General features: G+C 70.2%; 1 protein-coding gene. It reads right to left on the bottom strand.

Annotated elements, in window-relative coordinates; all coding sequences use genetic code 11:
- Positions 1 to 2: 2 nt before the first annotated feature.
- Positions 3 to 16,256 (bottom strand): type I polyketide synthase, encoded by a 16,254-nt coding sequence (locus LV79_RS10110; RefSeq protein WP_253834421.1) that lies wholly within the window; start codon positions 16,254 to 16,256, stop codon positions 3 to 5.
- Positions 16,257 to 16,286 lie beyond the last annotated feature (30 nt).

Genomic DNA, 16,286 nt, shown 5'->3' with positions numbered 1-16,286 from the left:
CATCATCCGGATTTGCCGAACTCTTTGTGGATCAGGTCGAACAGCTCGTCGGCGGACGCGTCGGCGAGGTCGTCGCCCGCCGCCTGCTGCTCGGATTCCAACCGCGCCAACAGTCCGCGCAGCCGGGTGGTGATCGCGTCCGCCTCGGCCTCGGTCGGCGGCAGCTCGGCGAGCGCGGCCTCCAACTTGTCCAGCTCGGCGACGGCCGGTGACCCGGGGTCCTCGGTCAGCTCGTCGAGCAGGTACGCGGCCAGGGCCTCGGGGGTCGGGTGGTCGAACACGACACCGGCGGGCAGCGCGAGACCGGTGGCGGCGTCGAGCTGGTTGCGCAGCTCGACGGCGGTGAGGGAGTCGAAACCGAGGTCGCGGAAGGCGCGGCGGGGATCGATCAGCTCGCCCGCGCGGTGGCCGAGTGCGGTGGACGCACGGGTCGTGACCAGGTCCAGCAGGAGCGCACCCCGTTGGCCGACCGGGGATTCGGCCAACGCGGCACGCAAGTCGGGGCCGGGGGCGTGGGTTGTCCCGGTCAGGCGTTCGAACAAGGTCGTGCGGCGGCCCGCGGCGAAGCGGGGCCAGTCGATGGCGGCGACGGCGACGGTCGTCAGGTCCGCGTCAAGGGCCGTGGCGAGTGCCGCGATTGCCTGGTCAGGTTCGAGAGCGGTGACACCGGTGCGGTGTTGCTGTTCTGCCGCAGCGTTTTCAGCACCCAGGCCGGTTCCCGCCCAAGGGCCCCAAGCGATCGCGGTGGCAGGTCGACCTTGGGCGCGGCGGTGTTCGGCGAGGGCATCGAGGTAGGCGTTGGCGGCAGCGTAGTTGGCCTGGCCGGGGTTGCCGACAACACCTGCGAACGAGGAGAACAGCACGAGGTGGGCGTCCGGGAGCAGGTCGTCGAGATGACGCGCGGCGGCCTTGCTTTGCCAGACGGTGTCGAGCTGGGCAGGCGTGAGAGTGTCAATCACTCCATCATGGACGGTTCCTGCCGTGTGGAAGACCGTGGTGATGTCGTGTTCCGCGATGAGGCGAGCGAGAGCGTCGCGGTCAGTGACGTCGCAGGCGACGATGGTGACCTCGGCGCCGCGGCGACGGAGATCAGCGGCCAGGGCATCGGCAGTGGGAGCGTTCGGGCCGCGTCGGCTGGTGAGCAGCAGGTGCGGGGCGCCCCGGTCGGCGAGCCAGCGGGCGACGTGGGTGCCGAGCGCGCCGGTGCCGCCGGTGACGAGGGTAGTGCCGGTGGGGGTCCAGTCACGGGTCGGCCTAGGGCTGGTGCGGGCGAGTTTGCGGACCAGGGTGCCCGCGTCACGGAGGGCCAGCTGGTCTTCATCCCCGGCCAGTGCGGCGTGGAGTTGTTGAGGGTCAACGGTTTCGGGGAGATCGAGGAGGCCACCCCAGCGGCGTGGGAGTTCCAGGGCCGCGACTTGACCGAGGCCCCAGATGGCTGCCTGGTGGGGGTTTCGGGCCGGGTCGTCGGGAGTGGTGACGGCGCCTCGGGTCGCGCACCAGAGGGGAGCGTCGACGTTCTGGAGGAGGACGAGGGCGGTCTCGGGGGTGGGCGCGGCGGCGAGGACGGCAGTGACAGTCAGGTCGCGGACATCGTCCGGGGTGACGTTGGTGCGGGTGATGGTGTCTACGCCTGCGAATGCCGCGGTGATGTCGTCCGTGGGGTCGACCAGGAGCCAGGTGCCGGTCGGGGTGCTGGGGCGCTGGGTCGTGGGCGTCCAGTCGACCTCGTACCACCAGGAGTCGGCCGGGTTGGTCTTGGGCCAGAAGCGCTGGTGCTGGAACGGGTAGGACGGGAGTTCGACCGGGGCGCCCTGCGGCAGGATGACGGTCCACTGTGGATTTCCACCGCGGGCGTAGTCGTGGCCCACTGCCTCGAGCAAGGTTGTGATCTCGTCGCGGTCGCGGCGCAACGTTGGGGCCGCGGTGGGCACAAGCGCGGACAGCACGCCGTCCGGGCCTAGCTCGAGGTACCTGGCGTCGGCGGGCACCTGGCCGACCGCGTCGGCGAACCTGACCGTTTCGCGGACCTGCCCGATCCAGTACTCCGGCGTGCTCGGGTCGCCGGTGGCGGTGCTCAGCAGGGGGATCGACGGGGTGGCGAAGGTCAGCCGGTCGACCACCCGGCGGAACTCGCCCAGCATGGGGTCCATCAGGTGGCTGTGGAACGCGTGCGACACCACCAGCGACTTCACCCGCCGAGATTGTTCAACAAACCTACGTTCCAGCAGTTCAACAATCCTACGATCCCCCGATACCACAAGTGAACGATCCGAGTTCACTGCGGCGAGGTCGACGCCAGCGGGGAGGCCGTCAGGGAACTCGAGGGCCAGGTCGGGCTCGGAGATTTCGACGGCGAGCATGGCGCCGCCGGCGGGGAGGGCTTGCATGAGCTGGGCCCGCGCGGCGACCAGGGTGCAGGCGTCGTCCAGGGAGAAGATCCCGGCGGCGTGGGCGGCCGCGACCTCACCGATCGAGTGGCCGACGAGGTAGTCCGGGCGGATGTTCCACGACTCCAGGAGCCGGAACAGGGCCACCTGGAGGGCGAAGATCGCTGGCTGGGCGTTGCCGGTCTGATCGATCGCGCCGTCGTCGAACGGGACGCGGAGCCGGACCGCGTCGAAGGCGTCGGCGAAGGTGGGGAAGGCGTCGTAGAGCCGTTGGCCCATGGCCGCGTACTGGGAGCCCTGACCGGTGAACAGGAACGCCAGGTGGGCCGTGGGGTCGACCGGGGTGATGTCGGCGAGCCGGTCGCGGAGGTCGGTGCCCGCAACGATGGCCGCGCGGTACCTGAGTCGCGCATCCGTTGCGGCGAGTGTCCGCGATATTGCGCCTACAGGCAGGTCGAGCCGCACCAGCGCAGCGGCACGCGCACGGAGTGCTTCAGGGGTGGCCGCGGAGAGCACCATTGCTGTCGGCGCCTGCGGCTCTGGGGCGGGCGGCGGGGCGGGGACGTGCTCCAGGATGACGTGCGCGTTGGTGCCGCCGATACCGAAGGCGGAGACGGCCGCGCGGCGGTTCGCGGTGTCCCAGGGCTGGTCCTCGGTGAGGACGCGCATGGGGCCGGACCAGTCGACGTGCGGGGTGGGGTGGTCGACGTGCAGCGTGCGGGGGATGGTGCCGTGCCGCATGGCCTCGATCATCTTGATCACCCCGGCCACGCCCGCCGCCGCCTGGGTGTGGCCGATGTTGGACTTGACGGAGCCGAGCCACAGGGGTCGGGGGCGGTCTTGGCCGTAGGTCGCCAGGAGGGCTTGGGCCTCGATCGGGTCGCCCAGGGCGGTGCCGGTGCCGTGCGCCTCGACGACGTCCACATCAGACGGTTGCAGGCGCGCGTCGGCCAGGGCGGCACGGATGACTCGTTGCTGCGACGGGCCGTTGGGGGCGGTGAGGCCGTTGGAGGCGCCGTCTTGGTTGACGGCGGTGCCGCGGACGACCGCGAGCACGGGCCTGCCTGCGGCGACCGCGTCGGCGTACCGCATGAGCAGCAGGACGCCGATGCCCTCGCCCCAGGCGGTCCCGTCCGCCGAGGCCGCGAACGCCTTGCAGCGCCCGTCCGCCGCGAGCCCGTCCTGGTGGCCGAACTCCACGAACGCGGTGGGCGTCGACATGACCGTCACCCCGCTGGCGAGGGCCATGTCGCACTCCCCGCCCCGCAACGCCCGCACGGCGAGGTGCAACGCGACCAGACTGGACGAACACGCGGTGTCCACGGTCAGCGCAGGACCCTCCAGCCCGAACGCGTACGCGACCCGCCCGGAAAGCACCGCCGCGGCACTACCGATCGCAAGGTGCCCCTCAAGCCCTTCACCCGCGGCGGCGACCAGGGGCGCGTAGTCCTGCCCGTTCGTCCCCGCGAAGACACCGACGCTGCTTCCCTTGAGCCCCAATGGATCCATCCCGGCCCGCTGGAACACCTCCCAGGTGGTCTCCAGGAGCAAGCGTTGCTGCGGATCCATCGCCAACGCCTCACGCGGCGAAACCCCAAACAACCCCGCATCAAACCCCGCAACGTCGTCCAGGAACCCACCCACCCGCGCAAACGCAGGCGCCCCCGCCAAATCCCACCCCCGATCCCGCGGAAACCCCCCAACGGCGTCCTCCCCCTGGCTGACCAACCGCCACAGGTCCTCCGGACCCTTCACCCCACCGGGGAACCGACACGCCATCCCCACAACCACCACATCCCCCGCATGCGGCGCCTCTTGGACGGTGCCAGCGCGCGTCCCATCGAGCTCAACGCCTGACGGGTGAGGAGTCGTTTCTGCACCAGGGTGGAGGGCTACGTTAGTCGGCTGTGCACCCTGACCGGCAGGCGTAGTTGATGCGCCGGGCTGGCGGGCGGCGTGGCCTTGGTCGATCGCGGATGCGGGTGGTTCGGACCCAGCAGCCAGCGCTGCGAGGGGCGTGCCTAGGGCAGGAGGCCGTTGGTCCAGAGCGACGGGATGGTGGGCGGTGTCGGCTCCCAGCGGGGTAGTGACGTCGCCTCGGCTGGGTAACTGGAGGTCGCTGGTGGCTTGGTGCGAGCGGCTGGTGGCAGAGCGGCTGGCGAGCGCAGGAGTGCCGGTGGGGGCCGAGTCCAGCCCATCGGGTGACTTGACCGCGTCGGCGGGGCGCGGCTCGCGCGCGCCTGCGGGCGTCGGCAGCCCCCGCCCTCTCCGGGGGGCGGCCCTGGTCCAGTCTACCGGGGGTGGGGGGTCGGCGGGGGGTGCGGCGGGGGCCTGTGGATGGGTCGGGGGGTTGTGGATAACCAAGGTCCGCAGGTGGGCGGCCATGGCGGTGGGGGTGGGGTAGTCGAAGACCACGCTTGCGGGGAGGGGGTGGGCTATGGCGGCGGCCAGGGCGTTGCGGAGTTCGAGGGCGGTGAGGGAGTCGAAGCCGAGGTCGCGGAAGGCGCGGTCTGGGGCGACGGGGGTGGGGCGGCCGAGGATGGCGGTGGCGTGGGTCTGGACGAGGGTTTCCAGGTGCCGGGCCAGGTCGGCCGGGGGGAGGTCGGGCAGCGGGGTGGCGTCGACGAAGGTCGACAGCAGGGGGTCGGGGCGGGCGGGGAAGCGGGACCAGGTGATGTCGGCGACGACGGTGTGCGGCTCGTCGGCGTCCACGGCCTGGGCCAGGGCGAGGAGGGCGGCCACGAGGGGCATGGGGTTGAGGCCGGTGCGGCGGAGCCTGTCGGCGACGGGGCCCGCTGCCATGCCCGCGTCTGCCCAGGGGCCCCACGCGACGGCAGTGCCAGTGCGGCCTTCGCTGTGACGGCGGGCGACGAGGGCATCGAGCGCGGCGTTGGCGGCGGCGTAGTTGGCCTGGCCCGCGTTCCCGATGACACCCGCGAGCGACGAGAAGACGACGAACGCGGTGAGGTCCCCAGCGAGTTCATCGAGGTGCCGCGCTGAGTCCACTTTGGCCCGCATGAGCGCGGCAAAGCGCTCTGGAGTAAGGGATTCAATGACACCATCGTCGACCGTGCCCGCCGTGTGGAAAACAGCGGCGACCGGGTGGCTGGCGAACAGGGCGGCGACGGAATCACGGTCGCTCACGTCGCAGGAGACAACCTCGGCCCGGGCGCCAAGGGAAGCAAGTTCAGCCACCAGCTCGGCCGCGCCAGGAGCAAGCAGGCCACGGCGGCTGGCGAGGACGATCTCCGTGGCACCACGATCGGCCAACCAGCGCGCGACGTGCGCACCGATCGCACCGCTTCCGCCTGTTACGAGAACGGGACCGGTCGGCTGCCAGGCTGGTCGCGGCGAGGCAGGTGCGGCCCGCTCCAACCGTCGGGCCAGAACCCCGGACCGGCGAACGGACACCTGGTTCTCGCGTCCATTGAGGACAGCGGCAAGTCGGCCCGCAGAGCGCGGCGTGAGCGGTTCCGTGATGTCGATGAGCCCACCCCAGCGGTCAGGGTGTTCCAGGGCCGCTACCTGGCCGAAGCCCCAGACCGAGGCCTGATCAGGGTCAACCTCGGCCCCACGGGTGACACACCAGACACGAGCCGCGGTCGTCCGCACGAGGTGAAGCGCCTCGTCCAGCCCGCCGGTCGAGATGATGCCGGTGACGTCAGTCGGCTCAGCGACGACGGTGGCACCAGCCGCGCGCACAGCGTCAGCAACGTTGTCGAGATCAGGCCCCAGCACAGCCCATGTGCCGTCGAGTTGCTCGGCCTGAAGGTCCAGTGGCTGCCATGCGATGCGGTAACGCCAGTCTTCGACCTTCGACACGAGAGCCTGGGAACGCCGCCAGGTCGCGAGGGCGGGCAGGACGCGGGCAAGGCTTGCGAGGTCACCGCCATCGAGGCGCAACGTTGCGGCGATGGACTCGATGTCCTCGTGCTCGACCGCCGCCCAGAACCGACCGTCGACCGGCGGCACCGTTGCCGGGGAGATCCAGAACGGCGTGCGCTGGAACGCGTACGTCGGCAGGTCGATCCGACGGCCGCCCCAGGGTTCGAACACCGTCGACCAGTCGACCCCGGTCCCCTTGAGGTGCGAGACGGCCACCGCGCGCAGCACCGATGCTCGCTCGTCCTGCCCAGATCGCAACAGCGGAGTGCCTGCCTCAACAAGCCCCGACAGCACGGCGTCCGGCCCGAGCTCCAGGCACCGCACCCCGTCCGGCACCGCCCCCGCGAACCGCACCGTCTCCCGGACCTGCCGCACCCAGTACTCCGGCGTGCTCGGGTCCCCAGTCGACGTGCTCACCACCGGAATCGCCGGAGCAGCGAACGAGAGACCTTCAACGACCTGCGAGAACTCCGCCAACATCGGGTCCATCAGATGCGAGTGGAACGCGTGCGAGACCGCCAGCGACTTCACCCGCCGAGATTGTTCAACAAACCTACGTTCCAACAGTTCAACTGTCCTACGATCCCCCGATAGAACAAGTGAACGATCGGAGTTCACCGCGGCCAAGTCCACGCCCTCGGGAAGCCCCTCGGGGAACTCCACCGCCAACTCGGCCTCGGAGATCTCGACCGCCACCATCGCGCCACCCGGCGGCAACGCCTGCATCAAACGGGCACGCGCGGAAACCAGGGTGCAAGCGTCGTCCAGCGACAAGATCCCGGCGACATGCGCGGCGGCCACCTCACCGATGGAATGGCCGACAAGCACGTCCGGGCGCACACCCCACGATTCCAGCAGCCGGAACAGCGCCACCTGGAGCGCGAAGATCGCGGGCTGCGCGTTCCCCGTCTCATCAATCGCGGCGTCATCGAACGGCACTCGAGCCCGGATCTCATCAAAGGCGCGAGCGAACACCGGGAAGACGCGGAGCTGAGACCCCATCCCAGCCCGCTGGGAGCCCTGACCAGTGAACAGGAACGCCACCTTCTGCACGCTCGCCTCACCACGGACCACCGAGCCAGACACCCGGTCCACCGCCAGATCGGCCAATCCAGCACGCCCGAACACGGCGGCACGATGCGTCAACAGCGGGCGAGCGGCCAGTGACACCGCGAGGTCCACCGGATCCGCATCCAGGTCAAGCAGTCGCGCGGCCTGGGCAACCAGCCCAGATGGCGACGCCGCCGACAGCAACCACGGCACCACCGTGGGCTCCTCAGCAGCGCCGGACTCGACGGCAGCCGACGGCGGTGCCTGCTCCAGGATGGCGTGGGCATTGGTACCGCTGATACCGAACGACGACACCCCGGCACGACGCGGCCGGGCGGCATCCGGCCACGGCTGAGCCTCGGTGAGCAGAGAGACCGCACCAGCCGACCACGTCACGTGCGGTGACGGAGTGCCCACATGCAACGTCGGTGGCAGTGTGCCGTGCCGCATCGACTGGACCATCTTGATGATGCCGCCGACGCCAGCCGCCGCCTGGGTGTGGCCGACGTTGGACTTGAAAGAGCCGAGCCAGAGGGGCTCGTCGCGTTCCTGGCCGTATGTGGCAAGCAGCGCGGACGCCTCAATGGGGTCGCCGAGCGCCGTTCCCGTCCCGTGCGCCTCAACAGCGTCCACATCAGACGTAGCAAGCCCAGCATCCGCCAGTGCCGCCCGGATGACTCGCTCCTGCGCCAAACCATTGGGTGCCGTCAACCCGTTGGACGCGCCATCGGAGTTCACGGCCGTTCCCCGGACCACAGCGAGCACCGTGTGGCCGTTGCGCTGCGCGTCCGACAAGCGTTCCACCAGCAGCAGCCCGGCGCCCTCAGCCCAGCTCGTCCCGTCGGCGGAGGCCGAGAACGACTTGCACCGACCGTCAGCCGCGAGCCCTCGCTGACGGCTGAAGTCCACGAACACCGTCGGCGTCGACATCACCGTCACGCCGCCGACCAACGCCATGTCGCACTCGCCCGACCGCAGCGCGCGTGCGGCCCAATGCAGTGCCACAAGCGAAGACGAACAGGCCGTGTCGACCGTGACCGCCGGTCCCTCAAAGCCATAGGTGTAGGCCAGTCGCCCGGAGACCACGCTGCCCGCACCGCCCGTGGCGATGTAACCCTCCACATCAGACGGAACACTGCCGGAGGCGTAGTCGTGGTACATCACACCCGCGAACACGCCGGTCCGACTGCCACGCAGCGAGGTGGGATCAATGCCCGCCCGCTCGAAGGTCTCCCACGACAGCTCCAGCATGATCCGCTGCTGCGGGTCCATTGCCAGCGCCTCGCGTGCGGAGATGCCGAAGAACTCCGGGTCGAACAGGTGGGCGTCGTGCAGGAAGCCGCCGTGGCGGGTGTACGTGGTTCCGGGGTTGTCCGGATCGGGGTGGTAGAGCCCGGAGAGGTCCCAGCCGCGCGCGGTGGGGAACTCGCTGATCCCGTCGCGGCCGTCGATGACCATCTGCCACAACGATTCCGGGCTGTCCACGCCGCCCGGGTAGCGGCAAGCCATGGCGACGATGGCGATCGGCTCGTCGACCACCTCGGTCGTGACCACGGTCGACCGCTTCGGTCCTGGCGCCAGCTCCGCTTCGACGAACTCGGTGAGCGCGGCGGGCGTGGGGTGGGAAAACACGATGGTCGCGGGCAGTGTCAGCCCGGTCGCGGCGGCGATCCGGTTGCGCAGCTCGACGCCGGTGAGCGAGTCGAACCCGAGGTCCTTGAACGTCCGATTGGGATCGACGCGGTCGGTCGACGAGTGGCCCAGGATGTTCGCGATGCTCTTGAGCACCAGGGAATCGACATCGGCAGCCGAGACGGCGGCCGCCACCTGCTTGGCCCGGAAGGGAGTCGCCACGGCCAGGACGTGGGCGCGATCCGGTGCGTGGTCCAGCAGCGTCATGCCCTGGGCCGCGGTGAGGGTGCCACCCAGGTGCGCGAACCGCGAGCGATCGACGGACGCGCCCATGCCGTCCGCCCAGTGCCCCCAGGCCAGAGACCGTGCTGGCAAGCCCGAAGCACGGCGGTGAACCGCGAGAGCGTCGAGGAACGCGTTGGCTGCCGCGTACGCCGCCTGGCCAGCGGTCCCGAAGGTGCCCGCCACCGAGGAGAACAGCACGAACTCGGTGAGGTCGCGGCTCAGCTCGTGGAGGTGGACCGCACCATCCACCTTGGACTGCAAGGCAGCTGCCAGTCGGGCGCCATCCAGCGTGTGAACGGGAGCGTCGTCGAGCGTCCCGGCCGCGTGGATGATCGAGGTGACGGGGTGGGCAGCGAGCAGTTCAGCCACCGCCGCGCGATCGGTGACGTCGCAATCAACGATGGCGGCGCCGAGTTCAGCCAGTTCCGACGCCGATGGACTGGCCGTGGCTCGACGACTGACCAGGACGACCTGGACACCGAGCCCGAGAAGGTGTCGAGCGACGTGCGCGCCAATGCCACCGGTGCCGCCCGTGATCAGGACCTTGTCGCCCCACTCGGCCTGACCGTCGACCGGAACGCGAACCTGCCGAGGCGCGAAGGCTTGGCCTGCGCGGATGGCCACCTGCGGCTCACCCGCAGGGAGCGTCGACGGGAGTTGTCCGTCGACGAGGACGAACCGGCCAGGGTGCTCAGTCTGGGCCGACCGCACCAAGCCCCACACAGCGGCCAATGCCGGGTCCACCGACTCGTCTTGAGTGGACACAGCGCCAGCGGTGTTGATGACCAACTCGCCTGAATCCTTGGTCAACCAGTTCTGAACCAAGGAGAGTGCCGCTCGTGAAGCAGCGTGGACCCGGTTGACGAGGTCGCCCTCGGGAATCTCGACGACGGCGGTCTCACCGACGGGGCCAGCAGACGGGACCTGCTGCCATTCCTGGACATAGGCGACGCCGCGCTCCCGGAGCTGCGCGGCGGAGACCGGCCGGAACGTCAGGGAGTCAACCGTGAGGACCGGATTCCCTCTGTCGTCAGCAGCGTGCAGCGCGTACTCGTCTTGACCGTGACGGGTGATCCGCGCGTGCACAGTGGTCGCAACGGAGTGCCGCGCCACCCCGGACCACGCGAACGGGAGCAGCGGGGTTCCGTCGCGCCCCAGAGCGGGACCCAGAGCGTGCAGGACAGCGTCGAACACAGCCGCCTGCGGGCCGTCCAGCTCGACCTGGGCGTATGTGGTGTCACCGTCCTGCCAGACAGCACGCAGGCCGCGGAAGGCCGGTCCGTAGTCGAGTCCCAGGTCGGACAAGGCGTCGTAGTCAGGCCGCACGGGTGCGTCAGCGGGGAGGACGACTGGGTGGGAAGCGAACTCGGAGTCGGTGAGGGTCCCGGTGGCGTGGGTGGTCCAGTCCTGATCGGCATGGGTGGCGATGGTGACGCTGGCACCGGTGACCGTCACGCGGAGCAGAACCGACTCGCTGGCGGGGACGACAAGAGGGGCGAGGAGGGTCAACTCGGTGATCGCGGGCTTGCCGATCTGGGCGCCTGCATGGAGAGCGAGATCGACGAAGGCGGTGCCGGGAAGAACAGCGGTGCCGCGCACAGCGTGGTCGGCCAGCCACGGGTGAGTCGCGAGCGACAACCGGCCAGTGAGGACGATGCCGTCGTCGAGGGTGATCGCCGCGCCGAGCAAGGGGTGTTCGGTGGAAGCGAGCCCCGCTGCCGCCAGGCCGGAGGTGGTGGGCGTCGGCCAGAAGCGCTCGTGCTGGAAGGGGTAGGTCGGCAGGTCGATCAGTGCCCTGGGACCAGCGTGGACAGCTTGCCAGTCCACGTCGGCGCCGCGGACCCACAGCTCACCCAGCGCGTCGGCGATGACCTCGGTCGACGGTCGCGCGCCCCGGGCCGCCGGGATCCCGTCAGCGACCAGCGCTGACAGGACCGCGTCCGGCCCCAGCTCGACGAACACCGACCCATCCAGCCCGGCCACGGCGTCGGCGAAACGAACGGTCTCCCGGACCTGCCGCACCCAGTACTCCGGCGTGCTCGGGTCACCCGGCGCAGTGCTGACCAACGGGATCGTCGGACTGGCGAACGACAGCCCGGCCACGGCGCGGCTGAAGTCCGCGAGCATCGGCTCCATGTGGTGGCTGTGGAACGCGTGCGACACCGCGAGCGACTTCACCCGCCGCGATTGTTCACCAAACCTACGTTCCAACTGTTCAACAATCCTACGATCCCCCGATACTACAAGTGAACGATCGGCGTTCACTGCGGCGAGGTCGACGCCTGCCGGGAGGCCGTCGGGGAACTCGAGGGCCAGGTCAGGCTCGGAGATCTCGATGGCCAGCATGGCGCCGCCGGAGGGCAGAGCCTGCATGAGCTGGGCGCGGGCGGTGACGAGGGTGCAGGCGTCGGGGAGGGAGAGGATGCCAGCGACGTGGGCGGCAGCCACCTCCCCGATGGAGTGGCCGACCAGGGCGTCGGGGTGGATGCCCCAGGACTGGAGCAGGCGGAAGGTCGCGACCTCGAAGGCGAACAGGGCGGCTTGGGCGTTCACCGTCTGGTCGATGGCGTCGTCGTCGAACGGCAGTCGGTCGCGGATCTCATCGAACGCGGCACGGAACACCGGGAAGACCCGCAGGTCCTGCCCCATCCCGTGGCGCTGTGCCCCCTGACCGGTGAACAGGAACGCGACCTTCCGCGCCTCAGCCCGGCCAGTGCTGACCAGTGCGGAGCCCCGACCCGCGGCAAGGTCAGCCAGCCCAGCGCGCATCGAGTCCGGATCACCCGCGCGCACCACCGCCCTGTGGTCCAACGCGAACCGGGTAGTCGCCAGCGCCTTGGCCAACGCAGGCGGCTCGACGTCCAGCCCGAGTAACTGACCGGCCTGCGCGCGCAAAGCCTCCGTGGACCGAGCAGACAGCACCAGCGGGAACGACCCGACACCGGCCGACTCGGCGACCGGTTGTGTAGGCGGTTCCTCGATGATGGCGTGGGCGTTGGTACCGCTGATGCCAAACGACGACACAGCACCGCGGCGGGGTGCGTCGGTGGGCAGCCAAGGGCGGGGCGCGGTGAGGAGTTCGACCGAGCCGGTGGTCCAGTCGACGTGCGGGGTGGGCGTGCTGGCGTGCAGAGTCGGCGGCAACGTGTTGTGCCGCAGGGATTCGACGAGCTTGATGAGTCCCGCCAGACCAGCGGCGGCCTGGGTGTGGCCGATGTTGGACTTCACCGACCCCAGCCACAGCGGAGTCGCCCGGGACTGACCGTAGGTCGCCAGAAGAGCGCCAGCCTCGATCGGGTCACCCAGGGTCGTGCCGGTGCCGTGCGCCTCCACCACGTCCACATCGGATGGCTCAAGGTCAGCTGCGGCCAGGGCGTCCAGGATCACCCGCTGCTGGGCGGGCCCATTCGGTGCAGTCAAACCGTTGGACGCACCGTCGGAGTTGATAGCTGTACCTCGGACGACCGCCAGGACGCGGTCACCATCACGAAGGGCGTCGGAGAGTCGACGGACGGCGACAACCGCCACGCCCTCCGCCCACCCGGTCCCATCGGCGTCCGCACCGAAGGCCTTGCACCGGCCGTCAGCGGACAGGCCGCCCTGGCGGGTGAACTCGGCGAAGATGCCGGGAGTCGACATCACCGTCACACCGCCCGCGAAGGCCAGGTCGCACTCACCGGAACGCAAGGAGCGCGCTGCCAGGTGCAGGGCGACGAGTCCACCGGAGCACGCCGTGTCGAGCGTGATCGCCGGTCCCTCGAACCCGAAGGTGTACGCGATCCGTCCTGATGCGACACTCGCTGTGTTGCCGGTGAGCAGGTAGCCCGCCGTGTCGTCGCCCGCCTCGTGCATGCGCGGCCCGTACTCCTGGGCCATCGCGCCGACGAAGACCCCGGTTCGGCTGCCGCGCAACGAAGCCGGGTCGACACCGAGGCGTTCGATGGCCTCCCAGGTGACCTCGAGCAGGTGCCGCTGCTGCGGGTCCATCGCCAGCGCCTCGCGCGGCGACACCCCGAACAGCGCGGCGTCGAACCCGGCGATATCGGCGAGGAACCCGCCGCGCTCCGGCAGACCCGAGAGGTCCCACCCGCGGTCCGACGGCGGTGGGCTCAGCGCCTCGCCACCATCGATCACCAGGCGCCACAGGGCTTCCGGCGAGTCGATGCCCCCGGGGAACCGGCACGCCATGGACACGATCGCGATCGGCTCGTCCGATGCCGTCGACCGCCGTCGACGCACGACCGGTGTCGCCCCGCCGAGCCGCCCCCGCAGGTACTCCGCGACCGCACGCGGCGTCGGGTGGTCGAACAGCAACGTGGTCGGCAGCCGAACCCCAGCGGCCGCCGCGAGCCGGTCCCGCAGTTCGACCGCCGTCAGCGACTCGAACCCCAGGTCCTTGAAGGTGAGTGCCGGGTCGACCGCCCCGCTGAACCCGCCGACCACGGCGGCGTGGGCGAGGACCAGGTCCAGCACGTCCCGCGGCGAGTCGACCTGCGCGGCCTGCGTGACCTCGGCATTGCCCGGCCGCCAGTGCCGTTCCCGCTGGAAGGCGTAGGTCGGCAGGTCGATGACCGTGCCCGGCGGCACCGCGACGTCAACCCCGGAAGCCAGCAGTTCAGCGGCGTTGACCAACAGCCGGTCCCGACCGCCGTCGTCGCGGCGCAGCGTCCCGACGACCACGGCGTCCACTTCGGACGCTGTGTCCCGGACAGCGGCGGCGAGCACCGGGTGCGGTGTCGACTCGACGAAGAACCGGAAGCCCGAGTCGACGAGGGTCCGGGTGGCGGCGGCGAACTCCACGGTGCCACGCAGGTTGCGGTACCAGTAGTCGGCATCCAGCTCGGAAGTCCACTCCCCCGTCACGGTCGACAGGAAGGGCACATCCCCCGCGTGCGGCTCGACCCCGGCGAGCACCGTCAGCAATTCGTCCCGAATGGACTCGACGTACACCGAGTGTGACGCGTAGTCCACCGGGATCCGCTTGGTGTCAACGGAAACCGACTCGGCGAACCGGTCCAGCGATGTCGGGTCACCCGCGACGACGACCGCCGCCGGACCGTTCACCGCGGCCACCGACAGCGAGGGCCACTCCGCCAACCAGTCCCGCACGTCCGCGTCCGGCGCGGCCACCGACAGCATCCCGCCTTGCCCGGCCAACGCGGTAATCGCCTTGGCACGCAACGCGACGACCTTCGCCGCGTCCGCCAACGACAACACCCCGGCGACGTGCGCGGCGGCGATCTCCCCTTGCGAGTGCCCGACCACAGCGTCCGGCACGACCCCCAACGACCGCCACACCGCCGCCAGCGACACCATCACCGCGAACAGCGCGGGCTGCACGACGTCGACCCGGTCGAACTCCCCCGACCGCAGCACGTCCAGCAGCGACCAGTCGACGTGCGGGGCGAGTGCCTCGGCGCAGTCGGCGATCTTCGCGGCGAAGACCGGGTCGGTGTCGAGCAACTCGACGGCCATGCCCGCCCACTGCGAGCCCTGCCCGGAGAACAGGAACGCGACCTTGCCCGCGACCAGCCTGCCCGCCGCCACCCCGGCAGCGGGCAGACCAGCGGAAACAGCGGCCAGTGCGGTCTTCAGCTCATCGCCGGACGCCGCGACGACAGCGGCGCGGTGCTCGAAACCGGTCCGGGTGGTCGCCAGCGAGTGGGCGATGTCCCGAACCGGCGCGTCGACCGTGGCCAGCCGTCGCGCTTGTTCCCGCAGCGCGGCCTTTGTCTTCCCGCTGACCAAAGCGATAGTCGGCCCGTCAGCCGCGGTGTCGGAAGACTTCTCCGAGCCCGCGCCGAGAACGATGTGGCAGTTGGTCCCGCCCATGCCGAACGCGCTGACGCCGACGATTCCCGGACCGTTCAACGGCGCCAATTCCGTCTGCACGCGCAGATTCAGCTCATCCAGCGGAATACGCGGGTTCGGCGTCGAGAAATTGAGGCTCGGCGGAACAAGTCCGTGTTCGACGACCAGCGCGGCCTTGATCAGGCCCGCGATCCCGGCCGCGCCCTCCAGGTGCCCGAGGTTCGTCTTGGCCGACCCCACGGGCAGCGGCGCGGACCGTGCGACGCCGAGTGCCGCCCCCAGGGCGGCCGCCTCGATCGGGTCGCCCATCGGCGTGCCGGTGCCGTGGAGTTCGACATAGCCGACGTCGTTGGGGTCGACATTCACGTGCGCGGCCCGGAGCACGTCTTCCTGGGCGTAGCGGCTAGGTGCCGTCAGGCTGGCACCGCCACCGTCGTTGTTTACGGCACTCCCCAAGATCACCGCGTGGACCCTGTCGCCGTCAGCTAGCGCTGCCTTCAGAGGCTTCAGGACGACCAGCCCGCCGCCCTCACCCCGGGCAAAGCCGTTGGCTCTAGCGTCGAAGGTGTAGCACCGGCCGTCGGGCGAAAGCCCCCCGAAGCGGAGCGCGCTGACGGTGCTCTCCTCGGCGAGGTTGAGGCTCACCCCACCAGCGATGGCCAGGTCAGACTCACCGTTGCGCAGGCTCTCGCAGGCCAGGTGCACCGACACCAGAGACGACGACTGCCCAGCGTCAACGGCCAGGCTGGGTCCACGCAGCCCGAACAGGTAAGAGACCCGGTTGGCGATGATGCTGCGGTGAGTACCGGTCAGCGTGTTCCGGTCGATAGCGCTGTCTTGGCGCAACAGGGTCGTGTAGTCATCCCAGATCGCGCCCACGAACACGCCGGTACGGCTACCGCGCAACGCCCGGGGCAACAGTCGCGCGTCCTCGATGGCTTCCCACGCCAACTCCAGCGCGAGCCTCTGCTGGGGGTCCATCCCGGCGGCTTCGCGCGGGGAGATGCCGAAGAACGCGGCGTCGAACCGGTCGACGTGAGTGAGGAAACCGCCGCGGGGGACCTCGGGGAGCCGCCACCGGTCCGCCGGGGTGGTCGCGTCGACGCCGTCACGCAGCAACGCCCAATAGGACCCCGGGTCGTCGGCACCGGGGAAACGGCAGGAGAACCCGACCACCGCGATGGCCTCGGCGCGCACGTGCGACATGAATGCCTCAAACCCACTCGATACCGCGGG

Origin of the sequence: Actinokineospora globicatena, from assembly GCF_024171945.1 — a bacterium.
Lineage (GTDB): Bacteria > Actinomycetota > Actinomycetes > Mycobacteriales > Pseudonocardiaceae > Actinokineospora > Actinokineospora globicatena.
Note: the sequence above shows the minus strand (reverse complement) of the source record. Positions and strands in the feature narration are given on the sequence as shown.